A 26,701-nucleotide genomic window follows, 5' to 3' on the forward strand; every position below is an offset into this window, starting at 1 on the left:
AATCCAACAGATTTAGCGACTTCATAAATATACACAGACCTTTCTTTTTTGCCTTAAACTCCGCATTACTTTTAGGTTTTGTTGGCAACAGTTTTTTTTATTCGGCTAATTATACTTTCTGTTTTTAGCTTATCAAAATCATCTTTTAGCTTTTTCCATTCTCGATAATCAGAATCCACTTCTTCAGGCCTTTTGCCTTTCATTTCAGAGTAATTCGTAACATGATTTACTAATTCCAAGTGAGCAAGCCTTTTGGTTAATTTACGGTCAATCTTTTCATTCCGACTAAATAGTTCTTGAAGTTTTGTTTTTAGTTCATTTGGATATCGAGTAAGTAATTCAGCCGAACCTAACAGATTAACCTCAATATTCGATTTCGTTAATAAAGTCCACAATTGGTCAAAATTCGGTTCTGGTAATTTTACAAATCCGTATTCATTTCCCCAACCAGAATCCCATAGGATTTCATTCATCCATAAATTCCCTTTTTTGTCAACAAAATGTTCTGTTCCGTCAACTTTTCTCAACCCGAAATCTTCCGGCTTACTTTTATTATATCTAAAAGAAGCTAAAAAATGCTTTTCGTTAATGTCGATGTTCTCTGGTCTCATTAAATTGTTGCCAACGTGTTTGTATATGGTTTGATGCGTGGTTAAGCACCTAATTTAGTAAATAAAAAACCGAATAGAAAATCCGCGAGGATTTTCGTAAGTAGGCTAGAACTAGCAATAAATTATACATGTTGTTAGACATAGTTTTTATTCTAAAATCAGTTTTAACTCTCCGTGTTCAGGAATCAAATTCCACTTTTTGCAAAGTTGGTCAAATTCCGATTTCATTTTTTCAATAGCTGATAAGTTCATAATCGGAACTCTAATTCCACTGATATTTTTAGATTCCCAATTTACTAATTCAATGTATTGTTCTGTTTTTGCTGCACCAGAACCAATGGATTGAAGATTTCTCGCCATAATTTCTGATAGCCAAGTTTCAGAGCCCAAATTTTGAATTATTTTTTTATCGGATAATTCTTCTATTGTCATTCCAGATTTAACCTTTCCGTAAAAACCATTTTCCAGTTTGAATCCTTTTTCAACAACATAGTGAGCAATATCATGATACGGGATATCTGGTCCAAGATTTACACTTGTTATTGTTCCATCTTTTCTTTTACAAATTAAGGTATTTCTATTTTTACCTTTAGTGATTATTATTTCCATTTCTCAAATTGCAAATAACGACTTTGATTAAGTACTAAACCACAATTATTTTTATAAGGTGTTGTAAATTTTGCTGTTACTTTATTCTACTAATTCCATCAACATTATTCTACCACCAAAATCTATTTCTTGTTTCAAAATCTTTCTTGTTGATTTATCTATGAAATAGTTCATTATTGCGGTATTATCTGAAATATCATCAGTAGTTTCAACTTTCCATACTTGAGTCTTTTTGCCATTAAAATTGATGCTTGTCTCTTCTGTGTTTTTAATTGTTGCAGTTATTACTCCAATTTTAGAATTAGGATTATAGTCAAAAATCGAAATAGTATTTGAGTAACCATTTTTTAGAGGAAGTAATCTTATTAATTGTGGATAAAAATTACTGTCAAAAAAAGGTTTATCTTCTTTTTCTAAAATTTCTGTTTTTTTGTCAGTTTGTTTATCTAAATAATAGCCTGTAATTTTTTCTCCAAATTCTAATATCATATCTCTTTGTTGATTAAATGAAGAATGATATATGGGTTTAAATGTTTTATTTTCAACTATTGTACTGTCAATCCATTTGGTTGGTGACTGTTTCATGCTGACGGTTGTGATAATATATATTTTCTCTTTTTCTTTCTGAATTTGAGTTTGTATAGTTCCTATTTGAATTTTGAGAGTATCTTGAAGCATAAACCAAGACATCTTTGATGTTTCAGAGTTTATTAGTTGTTCATTAACAGTATTATTTAACGGACTCAATAAAGTTTCTTGACTAAATAATTGAACTGAGGCTCCGAAAATAAATAGTAAAATGTAAAGGGTGTTTTTCATTTGTTTATGTTTTATATGCGCTTTTAGGCATAGATTATTAGTTAATCTCTTAATTGGAAAATAATATCCATAATTTCAATATTTGGCGCATCATTAATAGCGTAGGCTGATGGAATACTTTTGGCTAAATCAGATTCTTGGTATTTTTTTAGAGATTGTAGAGAGTCCCAAACGTATACTCCTCCATATTCTCCGTCTTTACTTGTTTTTACATAGTATTTTTGTAGAAGACCTGAGATAGATTTAAAATTAGATTCTCTTTCTTTTGCTCTTTTTAGTAACTCATCTTCTGGTAAATCCGATTTCAACTTAATAATTTGTAATACCATAATAATTAGATTTTGATTTTTAAAATCGCAATCTATTTATTTTTGATGATGGAAAATTGTAAAAATCGGTCGTTTTCATTTTTTAGCAAAGTAGAAGGTGTAAATCCTGTTATTTTCTTTATTTCTTTAATAAAATGTGATTGATCAAAATAACCTTCTAAAGGATATAACTCTCCGTTTTTTATCTGGCTATATGTGATAGCACCTTTTCGGATATTGCAATAACTTTTTAAGGAAAGTCCAAAAGTAGATTGAAAATATCTATTTATTTGTCGTTTCGACCAATTCGCTTTTTGCGAATAATATTCAACTGTTTTATTTCCTTTTGTTTGATTAATAGATTTTAAAAGAACTGATTTTCTGGAATCAATTCTCTCTTTTTCTTTAATAGACGCTAACAAACAGCTGTTGAGGTATTCAAATAACCAATCATCGCTATTTTTATTAAACTCATCAAGTCTTAAATAAGTTTTATCTATTTGTTTTATTTCATTAAGAAGTAAACTAATATTCTCTTTAATTATATTTTCGACAGCAAGCAATCTAAACTGTACTCCATATATTGTAGTTTCAGGTGAGATAACTACATTGGTTTTATGATTCCATAGACCAGATAAAAACACATTTTGTAGATTGTCATTATGATAGCAAATTAATAAATCGAAAAAGCCATCAGGAAATATTGTATACTGCTGATAATTCTCATTCTTATTTTCAATTTTCCAGTAACACCTTATATAATCTTTAAGATTTTGATGTGGTTGTTGTTGAGAGTAAATCATCCAAAACTCTATTTAATATTTGTTGCTTCTTGTTTGTTTACGTTTATTAATTCGATTTTCAATTAATTATGTACAACGCGGCGCTATGTGTAGTCCGCGATATTTTATGGAAATATAGTGAAAACCCTTTTTGGTTTTCGACGGTATTGGGAATAAAATATGGCGGTCCTTCCGAGCGTAGCGAACACATGAATTCGTTAATAAATAAACAGTTATGAATAAATTACATATAGTGACTGGATATGTTGGGTTATTTTCTTCCGTTAAGCGTCGTACTTAGAAAAGATACCCTTATCCTACGGTTTTATGTGATCTGACATAGCGCTGCGATGATGTTGCATTTCCCTTTGTGCGGGAATCGAGGTACGAGATGTAGCACATAGGGTCGACGTAGGAGAATGCAACATCATCGGTTTGGCTATGATTTCGGTGTGGAATCGTCCGCAGGACTATTCCGCAGAGAAATCAACTTAAATATATGTTTTACTTTCGGTTTTTGCACTGTCGCTACGCTGAATTATAGCCGGTGTTGTAAACCGTTTTTATTTTTTATACCGTATTTCTCCGCCAACTTATTGATTCCCTTTTTATGAACTTCAGGGCTTTGGTCTATATATTCTGGGTATAATTTTTCTAGTTTGCTTATCATTCGATATTCTCCATACATTATAAACTTAAGCAAATTCACGTCATAGTCTTTATACTCGTTTTCTAGGAAATCAATTAGGTTAAAATCATTGTCCACCTTTGAGAAAAAAGGTAAAATTTTTGTTTTTAAGACATGCACGAGTTCATGTTTTATTTTAGTCGTGTCGGTATTCTCTTCAATTTCGTACCATTTGTCATTTCCGTCTAAAAACTGTCCAATTCTTTTTCTAACCACGCAAACTGGTTCTGTCGGATATTTAGGTGGATTAGACTCATTCTTGAAGTTAAATCGTGCTTTCCAAAATACATTAGAAAAGAGTCCGGTATTAACTGTGAAGGAAATTCTATCCTTTGAACCAAACATAGTTTTCTGAATATTAATTATATGTCCGAATTCCGATAAACCTTTGTAAAAGTTGTTGGATTTTTTTTTGAATCCGAGCGGTTTTAATTCTTCATGAAAACAAGTTTTTATTATTTCTTCAAATTTTAATTCAGCATTAGTTTTCATTAGAGTGGAAATGGTTTACAACGGTTTAGCTATGAACAGTACGGGAGCAAACTAGCGTTTGCTTTCCGCCACGCACATAGCAAAATCTTTTTGTTTTGATTTATTTTTTCCTGTCCAAAGCTAAACCCATAAGATTTAGCGACTTTATAAATATATACTGACCTTTACGTTTGGCCCAAAAGTCCGCATTACGTTTAGGTTGTGTTAGCAAATGTTTTTTGGTTCTATTCAAACATAAAACTTCTTAATTCACCTTTTTTATACTGTTTTAAAGCTTTTTTTAAATTTTTATTCAAGAGTGACATGTCATTTTTATCCAAATATTCCATAAAAATCTCACCGCCTTTAAATAGTATTTCTTGAACTTCGGGTAAGTCTATAAATTTAATTCCCTCCTGTTTTTCGGGATGTACATATCTATTGTTATTTAGATGTTCATTCAGTAAATATTTAGTCATTGAAGCCATATAAATATTTTTCAGGTATGATTTTTCATCAATTATATCCATTAATTTACCACCTATTATTATTCGATAGTTGGAAGTTCCATCCATCCAAGTGATTAAGGATTTGTGTGCATAGTAGTATTTTTTTGTTTCTTCTTTGTAAGGTCGATTTAATAAATAATCAACAGCATTTTGAATATCGGAATCTACATTATCATATTCTTCTTGAGATTCGAAGTTGCTTACTTTTTTATACAATTTTTCAAAATCTTGAGAATAGCCTATTTTGAAAAATGTTAGTAGAACTATTAAGAGTATTTTTTTCATTTGATTATAATATTTGCTAACGGTTTTGTGTATGATTTCGTTGCGTGTTTCAGCAACTAAATTAGCAAATACAAACCGAATAGAAAATCCGCGAGGATTTTCGTAAGTTGGCTAGTACTAGCAATGAATTATACACGGTGTTGTGCAACGTTATATATTTTCACTTATGCAAGTTGCACCTTTTTTAATTGCTTTTATTTTCTGTTTTGTTTTTCCTTTTGCTTCTAGGTCAACATGTTCTCCTTCGTCTGTATCTGGAATTCTAATAATATCAATTTTAGATTTAGTCAAACTTTTCAATTCCGAATTGTTTAATAAAAATGTAAAAGAATAAGCTGTAAAGTTTTCAGAACTTGTTGTGTTAAACCCGCCACCAAATCCAGGGAAAAAAGGTCCGTTAGATGAAGATGTAATATTTTCAATTTTTGGTTTGGATTGTTTTATTGTTTTTAGTTCAATTTTAGAGCCGTTTTCAAGTTTAACTAATATTTCAGTTCCTTCAGGAAATTCATGCTTTCTTTCTCCCCAATAGCTAAACTTAATGTCAAATCTTATCGAGTCATTTTTTATTTCAAAATAAACAGTTTTATTATAAAAATCAAATGATGTTATTTTCTCATTTGTAAATGGGTCTTTGTCGGTTTTACACTTTTGAGAAAATGTTTTTATTGAAATTAGTAACAATAAGATTAGGGCTGTTTTTTTTCATATCGGTTTTTTCTAATGTTGCACAACGTAAGAATATAGATCATATGATCTATATATATTTCATATGCGGAACTAAGATAAAAGATTTTTTATACCATTAAAGGAGGATTCTGCCAATGGGTGTAAATTTCTGTTGTTTTGGTAGAACTATGACCCAATAATACTTGTATATGCCGTCTTCCATAAGGTGTGTGGTAAAACTGTGCTTGAGCATATGCGGGGAGCTACTTTTTATGGGTTCCCACTCTTATGGCGGCCATGGAAATCAGTTTCAATCCGTAGGATACCGTATAGGCCTTCTATTTTGGGTCTAAAAAATAAAGACCTTTGGATTTGTATTTCTTGTAATAAGTGCGAAGTTCCTTTAATAGGGTAGGGCTTAATACGGTCATTCTATCTTTCTTGTGCTTATATTTATTCGCGTCCCTCTAAAAGGGCGTTTAACGCTACAACTTTCCGGTTTTTAGGGTCATGTAACGAAAAATAGGTTTACCACTGCATTGAAAGATCACCATTGGCGGCATATATTTTAGGGACAGTAAAGTTTCGTCTTATGAATCATATGCACTTTCATATTCATTACTGTATTCAAAGGTGGGCAACTTTTTGAAATTAGGCATAAAAAAAACGGTCTAGCGAAAGCTAAACCGTAGATTTTGTTACTTAGTAGCGGGGACTGGACTCGAACCAGCGACCTTCGGGTTATGAGCCCGACGAGCTACCTACTGCTCTACCCCGCGATATGGGTTTCATCTATCTTGTTTTTCAACCTCAGTTCATTACCCTGACAAGATGAGCGCTACTATTTGTAACGGGCGACAAATATACAACCAATTTATTCTATTTTCAAAACTTATTTAAAGAATCTTTTTTGGTGCACCTGCCACTAAAAAACTTAAAATCCATAACTTCGAATTTTAAGCAATTTATGGAGACGATCAACGATTTTATTGCCAGTGCATTACCTTATACGGAATGGCCAATGTTTCTTTTACTTATTGGGGGCGGACTTTTTCTGGTCTTTTATTCTAAGTTTATGCCATACCGTTTTTTTGGTCATGCCGTAGCGATTACAGCTGGTAAATATGACAACGCAAACTCTGTAGGCGAAGTAAGTTCGTTCCAGGCATTATCATCCGCTGTGGCGGCCACAGTTGGTTTGGGTAATATTTCGGGGGTGGCAATTGCTATACATGATGGTGGTCCGGGGGTTGTGTTTTGGATTTGGATGACCGCATTGATCGGTATGTGTATAAAATTTTATTCCTGTAGCTTATCTATAATGTATAGGGGTACTGATTCTGATGGTAAGTTACAAGGAGGCCCTATGTATTATATTACTAAAGGTTTGGGGGAGAAGGCCCGTCCTTTGGCAACCTTTTTTGCCGTATGTGGACTATTTGGTTTTCTGGGCGTATTTACGGCAAACCAGTTTACGGAAACCTTTATGAGTGTGGTAGAGCCCTCAACTACAATTCTTGATATGGGAGATGAAAATTGGAAATGGACTATTGGCATTGTTCTGGCCATTGTAACCTCTTTTGTTATTTTTGGCGGACTCACAAAAATTGCCAAAGTTGCATCTGCTATAGTACCTTTTATGGTGGCGCTATATCTAGTAGCGGTTGTAGTGGTCATGGCTTTAAATTCGGAAATGATCCTGCCTTCGTTAAAAATGATCATCAGCCAGGCATGGGACTTGAAATCTGCCGCAACCGGTGGTTTCTGGGGTTTGGTGATTATTGGTGTGCGCAGGGCCATGTTTTCCAATGAGGCAGGTTTGGGTAGTGCACCAATGTACCATGGGCAATCTAAGAATGATGAGCCCATAAGGGAAGGGCTGGTTGCAATGTTGGGTCCTTTTATAGATACGATTTTGGTTTGTACGTTTACGGCTATAGTCATTATATTGAGTGGGGCCTACTTGGAAGATGTCAGTGGCATTGTAATGACCTTGTCCGCTTTTGAAACTACACTTTTTGGTTGGGGAGATGTGTTATTAATGGTCATTGTTACCGCCTTTGCATTATCTACACTATTTACCTATTCATACTATGGCGTAAAATCCCTTTCGTTTTTGACCAATGCCAAAATTGGCAAACTGTACAATTGGTATTTTGTAATCATGATTGTATTTGCAGCGGTAGCTTCATTGAATTTGGTAAAGAATTTAATTGATTTGTCTTACGCACTTATGGTAATTCCCAATATGATTGCCGTACTTTTGTTGGCTCCCAAGGTTAATGCGGAAATGAAGAAATACCTAATTAAATTAAAAGATGGCAGAGCATAAGGCAGGATTTGTAAACATTATCGGTAATCCCAATGTGGGCAAATCCACATTAATGAATGCGTTCGTAGGGGAGAAGTTATCAATAATTACTTCAAAGGCACAGACTACAAGACACCGAATTTTGGGAATCGTCAATGGTGACGATTTTCAAATGATATTGTCGGATACTCCAGGTATCATAAAGCCGGCCTATGAGTTGCAGAGCAGCATGATGGATTTTGTGAAATCTGCATTCGAAGATGCGGATGTCTTGTTGTATATGGTAGAAATAGGTGAAAAGGCGCTAAAGGATGAAGCTTTTTTCGAGAAAATAAAGAACAGTAAGATTCCTGTTTTGTTATTGTTGAACAAAGTGGATACCGCCACGCAGGAGCTATTGGAAGAACAGGTGCAGTATTGGCAGCAAATGTTGCCCAATGTAGAGTTGCATCCTATTTCAGCGCTATCAAATTTTAATATTAAAGGTGTTTTTGAGCGCATTATAGAATTGTTGCCCAACTCGCCCGCTTACTATCCAAAAGACCAATTAACGGATAAACCGGAACGCTTTTTTGTAAACGAGACCATACGCGAAAAAATCCTGTTAAACTACAAAAAGGAGATACCCTATGCCGTAGAAATCGAGACCGAAGAGTTTTTTGAAGATGAGGATATTATTAGAATGCGATCCGTAATAATGGTTGAACGCGATTCTCAGAAAGGTATTATCATTGGTCATAAAGGTTCTGCCTTAAAAAAAGTAGGGATAGAGGCTAGAAAAGACTTGGAGAAGTTTTTTGGCAAACAGGTCCATATTGAACTTTATGTAAAAGTGAACAAAAATTGGCGTAGTAACGCACGTCAATTAAAACGCTTTGGATATAATAGCTAAGAAGATTTCATAATTAATTAGTTCTTTTCGAAGAAACTTTAATTATTAACTTTTAATTAGGTTTATATTAATGTCTAATATTTAGTAAGTTATATTTTAAATTTTATTTATGCTCTTTTTTTATTGACTTAAAAAATAGAATTAATGTCTGAAAATCAAATTCCTTGTTAAAGATAAGAATGAAAATACTATCTTTGTCTTTTCGATGAAATGCATAAAAACCCGATGAAATGCACAATGTTATTATTTTTGGAGCTTCTGGACATGGAAGTGTTGTGTTGGATTGTTTAGAAAAAGAAGGTAGATATAACGTTGTTGGATTTGTCGATTCTTATAAAAAGAAAGGGACTACAATTAATGGATATCAAGTATTAGGTAGTGAATTTGATCTTCCTTTTCTAATGAATAGATTTAATATTTATGGAGGTCTAGTGGCTATAGGTGATAACTGGACTAGAAAGCTCATTGTTGATCGTATCATTAAAATAATTCCTAATTTTAATTTTGTGAATACCGTTCACCCAAAGGCTGTGATCGGAAAGGATGTTTTAATGGGCTGTGGTAGCGTAATTATGCCTGGCGCTATTGTAAACGCAAATGCCGTAATTCATGATTTTTGTATTATTAATACAAATTCTTCTTTAGGTCATGATGGCGTAATGGATAGTTACTCAAGCCTTGCTCCATCGGTATGTAGTGGTGGTAACTTAAGCTTAGGACAGTTTTCTGCCGTAAGTTTAGGTGTAAATATCATTAATGGAATTAAAATAGGTTCTCATACTGTAATAGGTGCAGGAGCATTAGTTGTTGATAATTTTGGCGATTACGTAGTTGCTTATGGCTCTCCGGCAAGGATAATTCGCAAAAGATCTAAGGGTGAATCATATTTGGGATCTTCTAAGACAAAGCTAGATGCTACAACATTAGAGTATAAAGATAAAATAGAGCTAAACCTCTCTAGTTAGGTTTTAGTGTTTGTGCCATATTAAGTGTTACCTTTGCGCCAAATTTAAGCTATGAGTGCAATTGTTGCCATTGTGGGGAGACCCAATGTAGGTAAATCAACGTTTTTTAACAGATTAATTCAAAGACGCGAGGCTATTGTAGATGCCGTCAGTGGCGTTACCCGTGATCGTCACTATGGTAAGAGTGATTGGAACGGAAAGGAGTTTTCTGTTATAGATACGGGTGGTTATGTTGTTGGTAGTGATGATGTGTTCGAAAAGGAAATTGATAGACAGGTTGAGCTTGCCATTGAAGAGGCAGATGCCATAATTTTCATGGTTGATGTAGAAACAGGGGTAACGGGTATGGATGAGGATGTGGCCAAACTGTTACGTAGGGTCAAAAAGCCTGTTTTTTTGGCGGTGAACAAGGTGGATAATGCTAAAAGGGCAGAAGATGCCGTAGAATTTTACTCATTAGGATTGGGTGAATATTATACACTTTCCAGTATAAACGGTGGTGGTACGGGAGATTTATTGGATGCGCTTGTAGAGGAATTGCCAGATGTGGTCGAGGAAAAGAGCGAGTTACCACGATTTGCTGTTGTAGGTAGGCCCAATGCGGGAAAATCTTCGTTCATAAATGCATTGATCGGGGAGGAAAGATACATAGTGACAGATATTGCCGGTACTACCAGGGATAGTATAGATACCAAGTACAACCGATATGGATTTGAGTTCAATTTGGTGGATACGGCCGGTATACGCCGAAAGTCGAAGGTAAAGGAGGACTTGGAATTTTATTCGGTTATGCGTTCCGTAAGGGCAATTGAGCATTGTGATGTATGTATACTCATGCTAGATGCCACCAGAGGTTTTGATGGTCAGGTAGAGAATATTTTTTGGCTTGCACAACGTAACCATAAAGGAATTGTAATTCTGGTAAATAAATGGGATTTGGTAGAGGATAAGGAGACCAATACCATAAAACATTATACACAAAGAATTAAAAAAGCAATTGAGCCGTTTACAGATGTGCCAATTCTATTTGTTTCGGTATTGACCAAACAACGTATTTTCAAGGCTATTGAAACTGCCGTAGAAGTCTATAATAATAGGAACAGAAAAATCATTACGCGTAAATTCAATGAGGTCATGTTGCCTATCATTGAAAATTATCCTCCACCGGCGTATAAAGGAAAATTTGTAAAGATCAAATTCTGTACACAGCTGCCTACGCCTTACCCACAATTTGCATTTTTCTGTAACCTCCCGCAATATGTGCGTGAACCCTATAAACGTTATTTGGAAAATAAAATCCGAGAGGAATTTGATTTCTCCGGTGTACCCATTACAGTATTTATGAGGAAGAAATAGTGTAATACTATCTGTTTTATTAATGGTCAAATGATTTTATTAGGTAAAATCGTTTGATCATTTTTATTGGTATTTGCCAACAATCGTAACTACCAACCACCAGAAGCGCCGCCGCCGCCAAAGCCACCGCCGCCGAAACCTCCTCCAAATCCTCCGCCGCCAAAACTTCCGCCGCCACCGCCAAAACCTCCTGATCCGTTGGAGCGTCCCATATTGCTAAGAATGATCATATCCCACGGGCTAAGACCTTTTCTTCTACCTCTACCGTTATTGTTATCATCATCTTTTCTGCTCCACAATAAAAATAAGATCAGGATAAATATTATAAACGGCAGATAAGAGGAGAACGGAGTACCACTACCGGTATCAAAGGAACGTTCTTCCTTAAACTCACCGTTCAATACTTGAAAAATGACATCTGTTCCTTTATCCAGGCCTGCATAATAGTTTCCGGTCCTGAATTCAGGAAGAATAATGTTTTCTATAATACGTTTAGATAAGGCATCGGTCAACGAACCTTCAACACCATAGCCGGTATTAATGGCTATCTTTCTATCATCCTTGGCCAATAAGATCAGTATACCGTTATCCTTGCCCTTTTGTCCAATGCCCCAGGCTTGTCCCCAATTTGCACCCAGGTAGTTGATGTTTTCGCCCATGGTACTACCAATAATGGCAACTACAATTTGGGTAGAGGTACTGTCGGAATAGCGCACCAGTTTCTGGCTCAATGCAACTTTTTGTTGACTATTTAATAGGTCTAGATAATCATATACGCTGGTTTCTAGCGCTGGCTTTTCAGGAATTTCAAATTGACTCCAAATGGGGTTGCACCAAAAAAAAAGAATTAAAAGACTAGCCTTTAGATATCTCATTGCTCAATTCATTGGTGTCGTCCGTTTGCCACGGAAAATGCGCTTTTAATTCCAAACCTGCCTTAAGGATTCCTGCTATAATACCTTCTTTGTAAGCACCTTTGATAAAATGTTTTTGAATGGTATCTTTTGTAGTTTGCCAAAAATCCGCAGGAACTACCTTATCTATGCCCTTATCGCCGCAGATAACAAATTTTCTATCATTGACCGCCACATAGAGCAAAACACCGTTCTCCTGTTTGGTGTTATCCATTTTTAAGATATGGAATACCTCCTTGGCCCGTTCATAATGATCTTTTGTGGTATGTGCCTCTATATGCACCCGTATTTCGCCAGAGGTATTGTTTTCGGCCTCTATAATAGCCTCCACAATTTCTTGTTCTTCGGTTTGTGTCAAAAAATCTTCTACTCTGGACATATAGGGATCAATCAAATTCAAAATTCACGTCAGGTGCGTTTTCAGAACCTACATCCGCTTTGTAGTATGCTAGCTCATCAAAATTCAGAAAACCTGCCAATATTGAATTTGGGAATTTTTTAATGTGCAGGTTGTAAGGCTCAACGGATGCGTTGAATCTGTCCCTGGCCACGTTTATTCTATTTTCAGTGCCTTCTAATTGTGATTGAAGTTCAAGGAAATTTTGGTTAGCTTTTAAATCAGGGTAACGTTCTACGGTCACCAATAATCTGCTCAAAGCACTGCTAAGACCACTTTGTGCCTGGTTGAACTGCGCTAATTGCTCTGGAGTTATATTGGCAGGATCAATGCTAACGGAAGTTGCTTTTGCTCTTGCTTCGATGACATCGGTCAATGTACCTCTTTCAAAATCTGCAGCACCTTGTACGGTTTTCACCAAATTGCCTATTAAGTCATTTCTACGTTGATATTGACTTTCGACATTGGCCCAACTTTTAGTGGAAGTTTCCTTTAAAGCTACGGCTGTGTTGTTGAATCCTACGCCCCATTGGTATAGCCCAAATGCAATGACGACAATTACGATTAATGCAATAATTCCTTTTTTCATAATGGTAGTGTTATATAGTGTAGTGTTATAATTGGTCCTTTATTTTGTTCAGTTCTGCTTTAACCCGTTCCAGCTTTTGAATGATATCAAAATTGGAAAGCGTTTTTTGCTTTTCTTCCTTTAAATGTATTTTGGCCCCCTCCAAGGTAAAGCCCCGTTCTTTGACCAAATGGTAGATCAGTTGAAGGTTCTTTATGTCTTGGGGTGTAAATTTTCTATTGCCCTTGGCATTTTTTTTAGGCTGTAAAACGTCAAATTCCTTTTCCCAAAAACGAATTAATGAGGCATTGACCTTAAAGGCCTTGGCCACTTCGCCAATTCCGTAATATCTTTTTTCTGGGAGTTCTATCTGCATTAATCCAGTGATTGGTTTTCCTGATTAGCGAATTTCAACATGTTTTCAAATTCTTCGGCAGATAAACTACCATAGTAGAAATTGATCGGGTTTATACGGTCATTCTCTTTCCAGACTTCATAATGTAAGTGTGGGGCCTCTGAACGCCCGGTACTTCCTACAAAACCAATTAAATCCCCACGTTTTACCTTTTGGCCCTTTTTTACATTGTATTGACTTAAATGGGCATAGAGACTTAAATAGCCGTAACCGTGTTCAATTCTAATGTGTTTGCCATAACCAGATGAATTATTGTCGGCCCGGGTGACCTTGCCATCTCCAGAAGCGTATACCGGTGTACCCTTAGGGGCGGTAAAATCCATGCCGTAATGCATTTTTCTGGCCTTGGTAAAAGGATCGGAACGCCAGCCGTAACCAGACGCCATGCGCGTAAGGTCTTCATTGTTAATAGGTTGTATGGCGGGTATTGACATTAGCAATTTTTCCTTTTCCTCCGCCAATTTGGTGATTTCATCCAATGACTTGGACTGGATCGTCATTTGTTTTTTAATGATATCAAGCCTTTTCGTGGTGGCAATGATCATTTCGCTATTGTTGAAACCTTCCAAGGATTTATATCTGTTTATACCTCCAAAACCTGCCCTACGTTGTTCGTCAGGAATAGGGTTGGCCTCAAAATATAAACGGTAGATGTTATTGTCGCGTTCTTCAATATTGCCCAAGACCTCCTCTATCTGTTCCATCTTCTTGTTCAATAGTTCATATTGAAGTTCGTAGTTCTTTACCTCACGGGAAAGTGAAAGTTCCCTTGGGGTATTGACAAGGTCTGTATTTAAAAGTAAGATAAGTCCAAGAAGTCCAAAAAGGCAAGATCCCAAAATAAAGAAGGTTATATTTCTATAACGTCTAGATTTTTCGGGCTCTATTTTACGGTACGACAGGGTGTCTGGGTCGTAATAGTATTTTACCTTAGACATGAATGTTATTTATCCTATTTTTGTGATTTAATTTTTAACGGAACAAACAAATATAAAAATTGTTTTATATAAACGGTTAAAATTTGTAAAAGCTTAGCATTTTAGATGAATTCCAAGGATACAAGAACTCAATTTCTGAATTTTTTTAAGGAAAAGGCACATAAGATCGTGCCTTCTGCACCAATGGTCATTAAGGATGACCCCACCCTTTTGTTTACCAATGCGGGCATGAACCAGTTTAAGGAATATTTTCTGGGAATAAGCCAGAGTAAAAGTCCCAGAGTGGTAGATACACAAAAGTGTTTAAGGGTAAGTGGTAAACATAATGATTTGGAAGAGGTAGGTAAGGATACGTACCACCACACCATGTTTGAAATGCTGGGGAATTGGAGTTTTGGCGATCCTGCCGGCGGGTCAGGAGGGTATTTTAAGGAAGAGGCCATTAATTGGGCTTGGGAATTGTTGACCAAGGTGTATAAAATTGATAAGGACAGTCTTTATGTTTCCGTATTTGAGGGTAGTACTGATGCGGATAAGTTGTCCATGGACAATGAGGCTTATGACCTATGGAGAAAAATTGTACCTGCAGATAGAATAATCAAGGGAAACAAAAAGGATAATTTCTGGGAAATGGGCGACCAAGGTCCATGTGGTCCATGTTCTGAAATTCATGTAGATATTCGTTCAAAGGAAGAAAAGGCCAAAGTACCTGGAGCTAGCTTGGTCAACCAAGACCATCCGCAGGTCGTTGAGATTTGGAACTTGGTATTTATGCAGTATAATCGTAAAGCAGACGGTTCTTTGGAGAGTTTACCGGCAAAACATGTAGATACCGGAATGGGTTTTGAGCGTTTGTGCATGGTGCTGCAAGGTGTTCAGTCTAATTATGATACCGATATTTTTACACCGTTGATCCGTGAAATAGAGACCATCACCAATACCGATTATGGTAAAAAGGAAGAAGTGGATATTGCCATTCGTGTTATTAGTGACCACATACGCGCCGTAGCATTTTCTATAGCAGATGGTCAATTGCCCAGTAATACAGGTGCTGGTTATGTAATACGTAGGATATTGAGAAGGGCGGTACGTTATGGTTTTACGTTTTTGAATACCAAAGAGCCGTTTATGTTCCGTTTGGTAAATGTCTTGACCAATTCGTTGGGAGATGCCTATCCAGAATTAAAGGAGCAGAAACAATTAATTGAAAACGTAATCAGGGAAGAGGAAAATTCTTTCTTGAAAACCTTGGATCAAGGATTATTGTTGTTAGATACCATCATCAAAAATGCAAAGGATAAAACTATAGATGGGGGCAAGGCGTTTGAATTGTATGATACGTTTGGTTTTCCAATAGACCTTACGGCGTTGATCTTAAGTGAAAAAGGTTATCAATTGGATGAGGCCGGATTCAATGAGGCCATGCAGCAGCAAAAAAATCGTTCCAAATCGGCATCGGCAGTGTCAAAACAAGATTGGGAAGTACTGCAAGAGGATAACGAGCAGGAATTTGTAGGGTATGATATGCTCGATGTTGAGGTGAAGATTACAAAATACCGTAAAATCGTTTCAAAGAAAGAGGGTACCCAATATCAATTGGTGTTCAATCTTACGCCATTTTATGCAGAAGGTGGTGGGCAAGTTGGCGATAAAGGGTATTTGGAAGATGCCCATGGTGATGTAATCTATATTACCGATACCAAAAAAGAAAATAACGAGATCATCCATTTTGCAAAGAACTTGCCTAAACATTTAGGGGAGACTTTTAAGGCCGTGGTCGATAAAAAACAACGTAATAGAACTGAGGCCAACCATACGGCCACACATTTGTTACATCAGGCCTTGCGAGAGGTGTTGGGCAGTCATGTGGAGCAAAAGGGGTCATCTGTTCATTCCAAATACTTGCGGTTCGATTTTTCACACTTTGCAAAATTGACCCAGCAGGAATTACAGGATGTGGAAAATTTTGTGAACGCCCGTATAGATGGTCAATTACAACTGCAGGAAGAACGTAATGTGCCAATGAAAACAGCAATTGAAAATGGTGCCATTGCCCTATTTGGGGAAAAATATGGCGATGCGGTAAGGACCATTAGGTTTGGACAATCCATAGAATTGTGTGGGGGAACCCATGTAAGGAACACTGCGGATATTTGGCAGTTTAAAATCAGGTCAGAAGGGGCAGTAGCAGCTGGGATAAGAAGAATTGAGGCCATAACCGGAGATGCCGTTAAGGATTTTCATTTGGACAATGATAAATTATTGTCTCAGATAAAGGGTATCTTGGGGAACACACAAGACCCGGTAAAATCGGTTTCCAGTTTGCAAGAGGAAAACAGCGTGCTAAAAAAGCAGGTAGCGGAATTGTTAAAGGATAAAGCGAAGAATTTGAAAGGTACATTATTGTCCCAATTAAATGAGATCAACGGAATTCAGTTCTTGGCCACGAAAGTAGATTTGGATGCTGCCGGAATAAAGGACCTTAGTTTTGAAATGGGTAATCAGAAAGACAATTTATTTTTATTGTTCGGTACCGAGCAGAACGGAAAAGCCTTATTGTCCTGCTATATATCCAAGGAATTGGTTGCTGCCAAAAATTTGAATGCAGGCACTATAGTTCGTGAACTTGGCAAGTTTATTCAAGGAGGAGGTGGTGGTCAGCCGTTCTTTGCTACAGCAGGTGGTAAAAATCCAGAAGGTATAGACAATGCCCTTTTAAAGGCAAAGGACTATATTGCCTAAAAGAACTACTATTTAAATTTTGGTTGGGCCAATTCCCTTATTGAATTGGGTATTTGGGCGAGTACGAATTTTTAACAATTGATAATACATAAATTATGAAAAAATTCTTGTTCGCTTTTATTTTGATCACGGCTTGTACCAATGAAAAAAAGTCGGATCAGGTTCGTAAGTTATCTGGTGAGGACAATAAGGTGGCGTTGACAAGGAAAGATTCCATGCGGATAAGGAAGTTTGTGGAACTGGCATTCAAAGCTCCTTTGCATTCCAAGGAGCATCAGGTCTTTTTGGATAGCGCCTTGCGTATACAACCGGATAATGCTTGGTTATGGCAGCAAAAGGCCATGCCGCTATATAAATCCAGAAAATATTCATTGGGGAAACCATTTTTGGAAAAAGCAGTGGAATATGATGCAAAACGATGGCTGGACTATAGTGGGTTCATGAAATGTATATTTTCCAAGGAATATTTAGAATCCATTACAGATTTCGTTAGATTTAAAAATGAGTTTGGTGATGGCTATGTTATGGACCACACCTATAATTTTTACATAGGATTAAGCTATCTGCAGCTTAATGAATTTAACAAGGCAAAGGAATTTTTGGAATTGAGCAAGGAGCAACAATACGCCGACTTTTCAAAAGATGCTCCTCATGAAGCCTGTCATTATTTGGATTGGTACTATCTTGGTATTGCCAATTTTGAACTGGGCAGTTACCAAGAAGCTATTTCATCTTTTGATATGGCTTTAAAAGGTTATGGTAATTTTGCGGATGCACTTTATTTTAAAGGTAGAAGTTTAACCAAATTAGGAGATCCAAAAGGTGTGGAATGGGAGCGTAAAGCATTTGAAAATGCCAACAATACCATTAACGAGGATAATGTAATCTATGAAATTTACCCCTATCAGGTATTTCATAAGTTGAATGAAAGTGTTCGCCCAAAATGAATTTTTTCACCAAAATACCTTTAAGCAAGCAACGGAATACAATAGACTACACCAGTCGTATGCTTTTATTGGGCTCATGTTTTGCTGAAAACATAGGTGGTAAATGCAGTTATTTTAAGTTTCGGACCCTACAAAATCCATTTGGTATTCTTTTTCATGCTATTGCCATAGAAAATTTGATGGCAAGGGCTCTATTGGACAACAAATATGAAGAGCAAGATGTGTTCTTCCAAAATGGCAATTGGCATTGCTATGATGCACATTCGTCATTAAGTTCAGGGTCTAAGGAGCAACTGTTGTACCGTTTAAATGCGGGATTGTCACAATTACGTAATTACATGCGCAGCGCTACCCATATTTGTATTACCCTAGGTACGGCTTGGGTCTATCGTCATAAGGATAGTGAAAGGGTGGTGGCAAATTGCCATAAAGTTCCGCAAACCAAGTTTCAAAAAGAATTGCTTAAAGTTGAGGAACTGCAAGAAAGTCTAGGTCGTATTGTACAAATGGTGCATGATGTACAACCAAGCGTTCAGGTAATTTTTACGGTGTCTCCAGTACGTCATTTAAAGGATGGGGTTGTGGAAAACCAACAAAGTAAATCACACTTAATAAGTGCCGTTCATCAGTTATTGCAAAAAGATAAAATCTCTTATTTTCCAAGTTATGAGATTATGATGGATGAATTACGGGATTATCGGTTTTATACTAAGGATATGATTCATCCCAACGATATTGCCATTGATTATATCTGGGAACGTTTTCAAGAAAGCTGGATAGCTGACGGTATTTTAGGAGACATGAAAAAGGTAGATGACATACAACGGGGCTTAGGGCATAAACCCTTTCATCCGGAAGGGGAGGCGCATCAAAAATTTTTAACATCGTTACGGGGTAAAATAGCGTATATAATACAGAAGTATCCGTTTATGGATTTTAATAGCACAAAGACATGAAAAGATTTATAGCCGGCGTTTTGGTTGCATTGACCTTGGTTTTTGTTATTCGTTCATGTAATGAGGGTAAGGAAGACAAATCAATTCTAGAGGAGAATTCAATGCTTATTCAGCAGGAGATATCCAATGTTTCCAAACTGATCGTTACAGAAGGGCATTTTGCGGAAGTGTACAATTACAAAGATTCTAAAGAGCTTTTTGGGCCGTTGTTAAGGGCTGAGAAAAAAGCTTTGGTAGTGGTCAATGCAGATGTGACCGTAGCTTATGATTTAAGTTTGATAGATTTTGAGGTGGATGAAACCGCCAAAACAGTACGGATCAATAGCATACCCGATGCCGAAATTAAGTTGAATCCAGATTTTGAATATTATGATGTAACTGCAGATTACCTAAATCAGTTTGATGCTGCGGATTATAATAAAATAAAGAAAACCGTAAGTGCCTCTTTAATGAAAAAGATAGAGGCGTCTTCATTGAGAAGCAATGCCGAAAATAGGCTGATCAGTGAACTCCAAAAGTTTTATATTCTAACCAATTCCATGGGGTGGCGTTTAGCATATAGGGAAAACACCATTGAAACCATGGAGGAAGTTAAGGAGTTTAAACCGTAGCTACCATGGTATTGCTTGCTAATGCCAAGCCATCGTCAATAAGTTGTCCTAATTTGGGTTGCTCTAACTTTAAATGTTCCAGATGGACCTTAATTTTCTGTGCCAATTGTTTATCCCCGCTTTTTATGGACAATTCATAAATTTCTATGGGTAGGAGCCAATCTGTCGGAAATTTTTCCTGAACCTCTTGAAAGACTTTGTTTCTTGAAACAATAGTGTTCTTTCCGTTTCTAAAATCCCTTATGGTCTGGTAATATAGTTCAAGTTCGCTTAGGGAGCTGTTCAAATCGGTTTGTTTTGTTTTGCTGAGTGTGTGGTCTAGAAGGTCAAAGCTTTTTAAATCTGCCGGACCATGAAAGGCAGAGACAATCTCTTCTCCTATGGCCATATTATACAATTCTTGGTTAGATTGAAAAAGTACCTTATCCTTATACGTAACCTTACAATTTTCAAATGTAATTAAGATGATTCTGCCTTGCAGGTTCCTGGTACCCGTAATAATTTTTCCGGTAACATTTATGCCTCCCGTAAAATCCAAGGAGACAATTTCCCCTTCGTAAATTTTGTAGGCTTTTAAGTCCCTTGGACTCATTTCCTCAATAGGTATATTGATTCCCTTTAATCTGCCTATTGGAGAACCAAATCCCGTTTCATGTTGATTTACGTCTTGCCCTACCAATTCTTTTTCCCTGTAGGCCAAAGCAGATTTGCCTTTGGTCTGGAAGTAAATAGGTTTGCCATCATGAGCGATCAAGGATTCAAAATTACCAGAAACTTGAAGGCCTGTACTTAGTTCAATAGTACCTAATTCCTTGGAGTTGATCAGTTTCTGTAATCCGGATAGACCGCCTGTCCGTAATGCCATGGTATTGGCAAAGTCTTCCAGTACCTGACTTAAAAAAGCAAAATCTGGGGTTACAAATAGCTGTGGTTGCGGTTTGGTAATATCAAATGAAGTTCTTGCCGCTTCAATGGAATAGGGCAGCTTTTTTACTTGGTCCGTCATACACCATTCGCTTTCACCAATAGACGACAGTAAGCCGGCTCCATAGATTTTAGGTTGTTCCAAAGTACCAATGAGTCCGTATTCCACAGTCCACCAATGCAGGTTTCTAATCAGTGCCATTTCACTTGGTTCACCCATATTGTCTTGTAAATGCGCTATATGTTTTTCGGCACTTTCTATTTCTGAGATTGGGGTGCCATTGGCTTCCTTTATAATGGAAAGGTGGCGCACGGCCTCGTATAGTTCAAAATCCTTTGCGCTGGATATCGCCTTGGAACCTATTTCGCCAAACCTTCTCAAATAAGCGGCATATTCAGGATTAGCAATAATGGGGGCATGACCGGCACCTTCGTGGATAATGTCCGGGGCCGGAGTATAGGCAATGTTTTCCAATTGACGAATATCCGAAGCGATCACCAAAACATTGTAGGCTTGGAATTCCATAAAAGCTGCTGGTGGAATAAAACCGTCTACCGCCACTGCCGCCCAGCCTAAATCCTTTAAAATTCGGTTCATGCCGTACATGTTGGGTATGTTATCTATGGAAATACCGGTTTTTTTTAATCCCTCTACATAAGATTCATGGGCAACCTTGCTTAGGTACGCCACATTTTTGCGCATTACATACCGCCATACTGCTTGATTTACTGGGGTGTATTCCTCATAATTTTGAGGTTTTATATACTGTAATAAATGTTGCGGAAGCTTATCTAAAATAGTATTGCTTTCATAACCTGTGGTATTGTTCATTGTTAAGATTTAAATGTTCAACTTCATCATCTTGCCAACCTTTTGCTGAAGCTCCAATCTATTTGGAGCCATGTTGCTGTTCAAGGTCTATTAAATATACATATTTAAGTCTTATTGGACGGTATTTATAATATTAATGGGAAAAATTACCTAAAATATGTATAAAGTAAGGAATAATATCTTTTTAGGTATATTTGACTTGCTGAAAACAGGAATTTTTATGAACGAAAAATTAGATGCCATCGACAGGGCTATTTTAGGCATATTGCAAAAGGATGCCAAAACGGTCGCCAAATCTATCGCAGAACAATTAGGATTGACAAAAACACCGGTATATGAGCGTATAAAGCGGTTAGAACAGGAAGGTTTTATAAAGAATTATGTAGCTATTTTAAACAAGGATAAAATAGCAAAAAGCATCACTGTATTTAGCTTTGTTTCCTTAGAGGCGCAAAAAGGAGCAATGATGGATGATTTTTTTGAACAGGTAAAGAAATATCCGGAAGTGGTAGAATGTTTTGTAGTGGGGGGAGAGTTTGATTTTCTACTTAAGGTTGTGGTTGAAAACTTAGATGCCTATTATGATTTTGCCAAGTTTAAGATTGCTTCATTACCTAGTATAGGGGGGGTAAAGAGTGCATTTGTACTTAATGAGGTGAAAAATAGTACGGATTTTCCGTTGTTGTAATAATATTTAAATAAAAAAAGGGCTTGAGATATATATCAACAAACCCTTGTTATTCTTTTCTGTCAATTTATTTCATGGCTACGGCATTTGGAGGATACTGCTCTAAAATTTGAGAAACAAATTCTTTGATCCGTTCTTCTTTTTTGGCAATATTTCCTGTATTTGATAGTGTGCCCACACCTTTTCCTTGCCATACCAGTTCATTGGTATTATTATCGATTAGATCTATGTAAAGAGAACCTTGTGTTCTTGTACTTACATTAGAACCACCCCATCCAAAGCCAGGTCCCCAGGCCCAAGGGTTATAACCCCAGCCCCAAGCTCCGCCCCAGCCATAGTTGTTATTGTAAACATCAACCCTTTCCTGCTCTTTGGTAAAGATACTTACCAACAAATCTGGGTTTTCGGATTTTACGAAACCCCTAGAACTCATTTCTGTTTCAATAGCACGGAGGATACGTTTTTTATCCAAATCTGAAATTTGGGCCTGATCAATTCCTGTTTTGTAGAAAGCATAGGTTTTATAACCATTAAAATCTGCTTTTTGGTCATAATCAGAAAGAACGCTAACTGATGAACAGGAAGTAATAAAAACCAAAAGGAGCAGAGGTAAACCGAGTAATTTGATGTTTTTCATAACGTTATATGTTTTTTAAGTACTTATTTTCACTGTTTTAACTAATCACAAATATCATGCCGAGCTATGTTAATATTTTATTGGCTATTGGTTTTTGCATCATAACCATAGGGGCAATGTTTGCAGCCGCTTTCACAACAATAACCACGTTTTAAATGATATTGCTCGGTAAATACCCTAAATCCGCCCTCGGCCCAATAAAAATCACCTTCTTCAATAGGTATAATTTTTTTCATCTATACTATTTCATCTCAATGGAATAAAGGTACTTCATTAAAAAGAATTTGACATCTGCTTTAACGTATTGATAATACAGGTAGGTTTTTATGTTTTTGGTGTTTAAACGGTTTTGTTTGCACTAAATCCTAGTAGTTTTCTTACAAATTATTTTGGCCTTATCTTTGTATAACAACAACCAAAAGATAAGTATGATATTGGTTTTTAAACATTTCTTCTATAAGAATTATGTAGGCTTGTCCTTATGGCCTTTTATATTTCTTAAGAATGGAAGTCTAAAAGAAGATATTGTTTTGATCAATCATGAAAAAATACATCTAAAGCAACAACGGGAATTATTTATTCTACCCTTCTATATATGGTATATCACGGAATGGTTGATACGAACGATATGTTATATGGATTCCTATAAAGCCTATCAAAATATAAGTTTTGAGCGCGAGGCTTATGCTCACGAACAAGATTTGACCTATTTGTCCAGAAGAAAAACCTTTAGCTTTATTAAATATCTTTGTCGTTAAAATACGGCCATTGCAAAGTATCAACCAACTTGTACATTTACCACTGCTTGACAAAAAACAGGTAACCCTTGTTTTAAAACGGGAAGATTTGTTGCACCCGTACATTTCTGGAAACAAGTATAGAAAGTTAAAGTACAACCTGTTGGAGGCAGGTAAACAAAACAAGAGTACGTTGTTGACTTTTGGAGGGGCTTATTCCAACCATATAGCAGCCACGGCCTATGCGGCTAACGAGAAAGGTTTTAAATCAATAGGTGTTATACGTGGGGAGGAATTACAAAATTCCTGGCAAGGCAACAATACCTTACGTCTGGCCCATGAGCACGGCATGGAATTTAAGTTTGTAAGCAGGCAAGCCTATCGTTTAAAGGATGATTTGGAATTTTTATCACAACTATCCCAAGAATATAAGGGGTTCTATTTGGTACCCGAGGGTGGCACCAATTATCTGGCCGTAAAAGGATGTGCCGAAATTCTGACCCAAGAAGATATGGGTTTTGATGTAATCTGCTGTAGTGTTGGTACGGGGGGTACCGTTGCAGGCATTATAAAATCTGCTGGAGACCATCAACAGGTATTAGGGTTTTCTGCTTTAAAAGGAGATTTTTTAAAAAAAGAAATTCAGGGTATGGTTCAGGGGCAAAATTGGAATGTTATGACCGATTATCATTTTGGGGGCTATGCAAAAATGACCAAGGAATTGGTAGATTTTATAAATGAATTCAAGGAACATACCGGTATTCCTTTAGATCCGGTCTATACGGGAAAAATGCTATTTGGGTTGGTCAATATGATCAAGCACAATACTTTTGCAGCGGGTACAAAGATACTTGCCATACATACTGGTGGCCTTCAAGGAATTACTGGCATGAATAGTGTGCTGAAGAAGAAAAATTTACCTTTGTTGAATATATGAAGAAGAAAATTATAATGTTTTTGATAATTGGAGCGTGTTTGGCTTCCTGTAAATCAAAAAAAACGTACTCCGATCAGTTGCGTACCAAAAATGTACTTAGCGAACGTAAAAAATCCACGACGGTCAAGAAAGAGACCAGGCCAGGTAATGTAGATTTACCCAGTGAACCATCTAAGTTCATTCCATTTAGAATAGAGTCCGTAGGAGAGTATATAGAAACTTTTGCAGAAACGGCTCAGTTGGAAATGATGGGTTATGGAATACCGGCTAGTATAACATTGGCACAAGGTATACTGGAAAGTGGAAGCGGAAAAGGAGAGCTTGCCATGAAGACCAACAATCATTTTGGCATAAAATGTCATAAAGGATGGGAGGGAGACTATGATTTTCATGATGACGACGAAAAGGGAGAATGTTTTAGAAAATATAATCATCCCATGTATTCGTTTAGAGATCATAGTATATTTTTAACTACACGTTCCAGATATGCATTTTTATTCAACTTAAGACATACGGATTATAAGGGATGGGCCAAAGGACTACGAAAAGCAGGGTATGCCACTGACCCTAGATATCCGCAAAAACTTATCTACCTCATAGAAAAGTACCAGCTTCACAAATATGACATACAGGTAAAGAAGGCCGGATATGACAAACAGACCATTGTGGCTACCCAGAACGATAAGGTGCATACCGTTGAAAAAGGGGATACCTTGTATTCATTGTCAAAAAAATATTATATGACGGTAAGTGAACTAATGCAATTAAATAATTTGCAAAGTTCTAATCTATCCATTGGTCAGCGTATAAAAGTGAAAGTCAATAATATCAATTAAGTTTTATGATCTATCAAAGAAGTAGTGCCTTGTTCGCAGAGGCCAAGAACTATATACCCGGTGGGGTTAATTCACCGGTGAGGGCCTTTAAGGCAGTAGGTGGTGACCCAATATTCGTTAAAGAGGCCAAAGGGGCCTATTTGTATGATGAGGACGGTAATAGGTTAATTGATTATATAGCATCTTGGGGACCTTTAATTTTGGGTCACGCCTATGAACCGGTCATTAACGCGGTAATCGATAAGGCAAAAAAAGGTACTTCTTTTGGAATGCCAACGGAAATAGAGACACAATTGGCGCAATTGGCTATATCCATGGTTCCGAATATTGATAAAATTAGGTTTGTGAACAGCGGTACGGAAGCCTGTATGAGTGCGGTACGGTTGGCAAGGGGTTACACGGGAAAGGATAAGATCATCAAATTTGCAGGGTGTTATCACGGTCATTCAGATTCGTTCTTGATCCAAGCCGGTAGTGGTGCCGTAACTTTTGGTAGTCCTAATAGTCCCGGAGTTACCCAGGGAACAGCAAAGGATACCTTGTTGGCAACGTATAATGACCTTGATAGTGTAGCGACTTTGGTAGCAGCAAACAAAGATGAAATTGCCGCAATTATCATAGAACCTATTGCGGGTAATATGGGTTGCATTGTACCTACGGAAAAATTTATACAAGGTCTAAGGAATATCTGTACCCAAGAAGGTATTTTATTAATATTTGATGAAGTAATGACCGGTTTTCGTCTTGCTAAGGGAGGCGCACAGGAAGTTTTGGACATTAAGGCTGATATTGTAACCTATGGTAAGGTTATTGGCGGAGGTTTACCTGTGGGGGCTTTTGCTGCCAAGGCGGAAATTATGGATTATTTAGCTCCAGACGGGCCGGTATATCAGGCAGGAACATTAAGTGGGAACCCATTGGCAATGAGCGCTGGTTTGGCAATGCTGACTGCACTTAATGATAATCCTAAGGTTTTTAAAAGTTTGGAAGAAAAAGCGGCATACCTGCATAAGGGTATTGCGGAAGTACTGACGAATAAAGGTGTAGACTACCAGATTAATAGGTTTGGCAGTATGATTTCAGTACACTTTACTGATGAGCCCGTGGTAGATTTTTCATCATCTGCCAAAGGCAACAATGAAACGTTCAAAAAATATTTCCATGGTATGTTGAACAAGGGTATTTATTTGCCGCCAAGTGCCTTTGAAAGTTATTTTTTAAATGATGCCCTAAGTTATGCGGATTTGGATGAAACCATTAATGCCTTAAAGGAAATTGTCCTATAAAGATCAGCTTATAATATGTGGTATAATAAATTAAAAAGCCCTCTTTTAGAAGGCTTTTTAA

The 26,701-nt window shown here is 36.8% G+C and carries 29 protein-coding genes and 1 tRNA gene; 13 read left to right on the forward strand and 17 right to left on the reverse strand.

The annotated features are described in order from the left end of the window. Window positions 1-71: 71 nt before the first annotated feature. The 9 genes from CHB68_RS16405 to CHB68_RS16445 all read right to left on the reverse strand — a co-directional run bounded on the left by CHB68_RS16405 (window position 72) and on the right by CHB68_RS16445 (window position 6,530). On the reverse strand, window positions 72-611 hold the full coding sequence (locus CHB68_RS16405) for a hypothetical protein (RefSeq protein ID WP_089262651.1): 540 nt from the start codon (window positions 609-611) through the stop codon (window positions 72-74). A gap of 147 nt (window positions 612-758) precedes the next feature. Next, complete coding sequence (locus CHB68_RS16410) at window positions 759-1,220, reverse strand: hypothetical protein (RefSeq protein WP_089262653.1); 462 nt, start codon at window positions 1,218-1,220, stop codon at window positions 759-761. A gap of 81 nt (window positions 1,221-1,301) precedes the next feature. Continuing rightward, window positions 1,302-2,039: a DUF3108 domain-containing protein gene (locus CHB68_RS16415; RefSeq protein WP_089262655.1), complete on the reverse strand. Its 738-nt coding sequence runs from the start codon at window positions 2,037-2,039 to the stop codon at window positions 1,302-1,304. 41 nt (window positions 2,040-2,080) lie between these two features. Continuing rightward, window positions 2,081-2,368: a YdhR family protein gene (locus tag CHB68_RS16420; protein ID WP_089262657.1), complete on the reverse strand. Its 288-nt coding sequence runs from the start codon at window positions 2,366-2,368 to the stop codon at window positions 2,081-2,083. A gap of 32 nt (window positions 2,369-2,400) precedes the next feature. Beyond that, a complete protein-coding gene (locus CHB68_RS16425) occupies window positions 2,401-3,150 on the reverse strand; it encodes a helix-turn-helix domain-containing protein (RefSeq protein WP_089262659.1) in 750 nt (249 codons plus the stop codon). 517 nt (window positions 3,151-3,667) lie between these two features. Further along, a complete protein-coding gene (locus CHB68_RS16430; protein ID WP_089262661.1) occupies window positions 3,668-4,309 on the reverse strand; it encodes a DUF4304 domain-containing protein in 642 nt (213 codons plus the stop codon). Window positions 4,310-4,533: 224 nt separating this feature from the next. After that, a complete protein-coding gene (locus tag CHB68_RS16435; protein ID WP_089262663.1) occupies window positions 4,534-5,082 on the reverse strand; it encodes a hypothetical protein in 549 nt (182 codons plus the stop codon). 150 nt (window positions 5,083-5,232) lie between these two features. Beyond that, the gene (locus tag CHB68_RS16440; RefSeq protein ID WP_089262665.1) at window positions 5,233-5,766 is read right to left on the reverse strand and encodes a hypothetical protein; all 534 of its coding nucleotides are present in this window, start codon (window positions 5,764-5,766) and stop codon (window positions 5,233-5,235) included. Window positions 5,767-6,457: 691 nt separating this feature from the next. Next, window positions 6,458-6,530, reverse strand: a tRNA-Met gene (locus CHB68_RS16445). A 188-nt stretch (window positions 6,531-6,718) separates the two neighbouring features. Between CHB68_RS16445 and CHB68_RS16450 the strand changes: the two genes are divergently transcribed. The 4 genes from CHB68_RS16450 (at window position 6,719) to der (ending at window position 11,275) form a co-directional block, all read left to right on the forward strand. Beyond that, entirely contained in the window at window positions 6,719-8,083 is a 1,365-nt protein-coding gene (locus CHB68_RS16450) for an alanine/glycine:cation symporter family protein (RefSeq protein ID WP_089262667.1), read from the forward strand. After that, window positions 8,070-8,954 (forward strand): GTPase Era, encoded by an 885-nt coding sequence (era, locus tag CHB68_RS16455; RefSeq protein ID WP_089262669.1) that lies wholly within the window; start codon window positions 8,070-8,072, stop codon window positions 8,952-8,954. Before CHB68_RS16450 ends, era begins: the two co-directional genes overlap by 14 nt. Before the next feature lie 230 nt (window positions 8,955-9,184). Next, window positions 9,185-9,919 carry an acetyltransferase gene (locus tag CHB68_RS16460; RefSeq protein WP_089262671.1) on the forward strand — a complete coding sequence of 245 codons (735 nt, stop codon included), beginning with the start codon at window positions 9,185-9,187 and terminating at the stop codon, window positions 9,917-9,919. A gap of 51 nt (window positions 9,920-9,970) precedes the next feature. After that, window positions 9,971-11,275, forward strand: coding sequence for a ribosome biogenesis GTPase Der (der, locus tag CHB68_RS16465; protein WP_089262673.1), 1,305 nt, complete (start codon window positions 9,971-9,973; stop codon window positions 11,273-11,275). 89 nt (window positions 11,276-11,364) lie between these two features. Here der and CHB68_RS16470 read toward each other — a convergent pair whose 3' ends face one another. The 5 genes from CHB68_RS16470 to CHB68_RS16490 are packed head-to-tail and all read right to left on the reverse strand — an operon-like array spanning window position 11,365 to window position 14,507. Then, window positions 11,365-12,150, reverse strand: coding sequence for a TPM domain-containing protein (locus CHB68_RS16470; protein WP_089262675.1), 786 nt, complete (start codon window positions 12,148-12,150; stop codon window positions 11,365-11,367). Beyond that, the gene (locus CHB68_RS16475; RefSeq protein WP_089262677.1) at window positions 12,131-12,568 is read right to left on the reverse strand and encodes a TPM domain-containing protein; all 438 of its coding nucleotides are present in this window, start codon (window positions 12,566-12,568) and stop codon (window positions 12,131-12,133) included. Before CHB68_RS16475 ends, CHB68_RS16470 begins: the two co-directional genes overlap by 20 nt. A 7-nt stretch (window positions 12,569-12,575) precedes the next feature. After that, window positions 12,576-13,175 (reverse strand): LemA family protein, encoded by a 600-nt coding sequence (locus CHB68_RS16480; RefSeq protein WP_089262679.1) that lies wholly within the window; start codon window positions 13,173-13,175, stop codon window positions 12,576-12,578. Window positions 13,176-13,200: 25 nt separating this feature from the next. After that, the gene (locus tag CHB68_RS16485; protein ID WP_089262681.1) at window positions 13,201-13,530 is read right to left on the reverse strand and encodes a MerR family transcriptional regulator; all 330 of its coding nucleotides are present in this window, start codon (window positions 13,528-13,530) and stop codon (window positions 13,201-13,203) included. Further along, window positions 13,530-14,507, reverse strand: a complete 978-nt coding sequence (locus CHB68_RS16490) for a M23 family metallopeptidase (protein WP_089262683.1) — start codon at window positions 14,505-14,507, stop codon at window positions 13,530-13,532. The genes CHB68_RS16485 and CHB68_RS16490 overlap by 1 nt, the downstream gene beginning before the upstream one ends. 105 nt (window positions 14,508-14,612) lie before the next feature. Between CHB68_RS16490 and alaS the strand changes: the two genes are divergently transcribed. From alaS to CHB68_RS16510, 4 genes are all read left to right on the forward strand, one after another. Next, window positions 14,613-17,249: an alanine--tRNA ligase gene (gene alaS / locus CHB68_RS16495; RefSeq protein ID WP_089262685.1), complete on the forward strand. Its 2,637-nt coding sequence runs from the start codon at window positions 14,613-14,615 to the stop codon at window positions 17,247-17,249. Between the two features lie 95 nt (window positions 17,250-17,344). Beyond that, window positions 17,345-18,196, forward strand: a complete 852-nt coding sequence (locus tag CHB68_RS16500) for a tetratricopeptide repeat protein (protein ID WP_245838973.1) — start codon at window positions 17,345-17,347, stop codon at window positions 18,194-18,196. Next, the gene (locus CHB68_RS16505; RefSeq protein WP_089262687.1) at window positions 18,193-19,152 is read left to right on the forward strand and encodes a GSCFA domain-containing protein; all 960 of its coding nucleotides are present in this window, start codon (window positions 18,193-18,195) and stop codon (window positions 19,150-19,152) included. The genes CHB68_RS16500 and CHB68_RS16505 overlap by 4 nt, the downstream gene beginning before the upstream one ends. Next, the gene (locus CHB68_RS16510; RefSeq protein WP_089262689.1) at window positions 19,149-19,763 is read left to right on the forward strand and encodes a DUF4230 domain-containing protein; all 615 of its coding nucleotides are present in this window, start codon (window positions 19,149-19,151) and stop codon (window positions 19,761-19,763) included. Before CHB68_RS16505 ends, CHB68_RS16510 begins: the two co-directional genes overlap by 4 nt. Here the strand turns inward: CHB68_RS16510 and CHB68_RS16515 are convergent. After that, complete coding sequence (locus CHB68_RS16515) at window positions 19,753-21,519, reverse strand: aromatic amino acid hydroxylase (RefSeq protein WP_089262691.1); 1,767 nt, start codon at window positions 21,517-21,519, stop codon at window positions 19,753-19,755. The genes CHB68_RS16510 and CHB68_RS16515 overlap by 11 nt on opposite strands. A gap of 220 nt (window positions 21,520-21,739) precedes the next feature. Between CHB68_RS16515 and CHB68_RS16520 the strand changes: the two genes are divergently transcribed. After that, on the forward strand, window positions 21,740-22,207 hold the full coding sequence (locus tag CHB68_RS16520) for an Lrp/AsnC family transcriptional regulator (protein WP_089262738.1): 468 nt from the start codon (window positions 21,740-21,742) through the stop codon (window positions 22,205-22,207). 67 nt (window positions 22,208-22,274) lie between these two features. On the opposite strand, the gene CHB68_RS16525 is transcribed toward CHB68_RS16520, so the two are convergent. Together CHB68_RS16525 and CHB68_RS18625 are read right to left on the reverse strand one after the other, a co-directional pair. Then, a complete protein-coding gene (locus tag CHB68_RS16525) occupies window positions 22,275-22,844 on the reverse strand; it encodes a DUF4136 domain-containing protein (RefSeq protein WP_089262694.1) in 570 nt (189 codons plus the stop codon). Between the two features lie 77 nt (window positions 22,845-22,921). Then, on the reverse strand, window positions 22,922-23,080 hold the full coding sequence (locus CHB68_RS18625; protein WP_179213220.1) for a DUF5522 domain-containing protein: 159 nt from the start codon (window positions 23,078-23,080) through the stop codon (window positions 22,922-22,924). Window positions 23,081-23,272: 192 nt separating this feature from the next. Here CHB68_RS18625 and CHB68_RS16530 point away from each other — a divergent pair, with 192 nt between their 5' ends. From CHB68_RS16530 to hemL, 4 genes are read left to right on the forward strand one after another with little or no spacing between them, the layout of a single operon-like run. Next, window positions 23,273-23,602: a hypothetical protein gene (locus CHB68_RS16530; protein WP_089262696.1), complete on the forward strand. Its 330-nt coding sequence runs from the start codon at window positions 23,273-23,275 to the stop codon at window positions 23,600-23,602. A gap of 10 nt (window positions 23,603-23,612) precedes the next feature. Continuing rightward, the gene (locus CHB68_RS16535; RefSeq protein WP_089262698.1) at window positions 23,613-24,518 is read left to right on the forward strand and encodes a 1-aminocyclopropane-1-carboxylate deaminase/D-cysteine desulfhydrase; all 906 of its coding nucleotides are present in this window, start codon (window positions 23,613-23,615) and stop codon (window positions 24,516-24,518) included. Beyond that, window positions 24,515-25,354 (forward strand): glucosaminidase domain-containing protein, encoded by an 840-nt coding sequence (locus CHB68_RS16540; protein WP_089262700.1) that lies wholly within the window; start codon window positions 24,515-24,517, stop codon window positions 25,352-25,354. Before CHB68_RS16535 ends, CHB68_RS16540 begins: the two co-directional genes overlap by 4 nt. 5 nt (window positions 25,355-25,359) lie before the next feature. Continuing rightward, window positions 25,360-26,640 carry a glutamate-1-semialdehyde 2,1-aminomutase gene (gene hemL, locus CHB68_RS16545; protein ID WP_089262702.1) on the forward strand — a complete coding sequence of 427 codons (1,281 nt, stop codon included), beginning with the start codon at window positions 25,360-25,362 and terminating at the stop codon, window positions 26,638-26,640. Window positions 26,641-26,701: the final 61 nt, after the last annotated feature.

The organism is Maribacter sedimenticola (assembly GCF_900188415.1).
Taxonomy (GTDB): Bacteria; Bacteroidota; Bacteroidia; order Flavobacteriales; family Flavobacteriaceae; genus Maribacter; species Maribacter sedimenticola.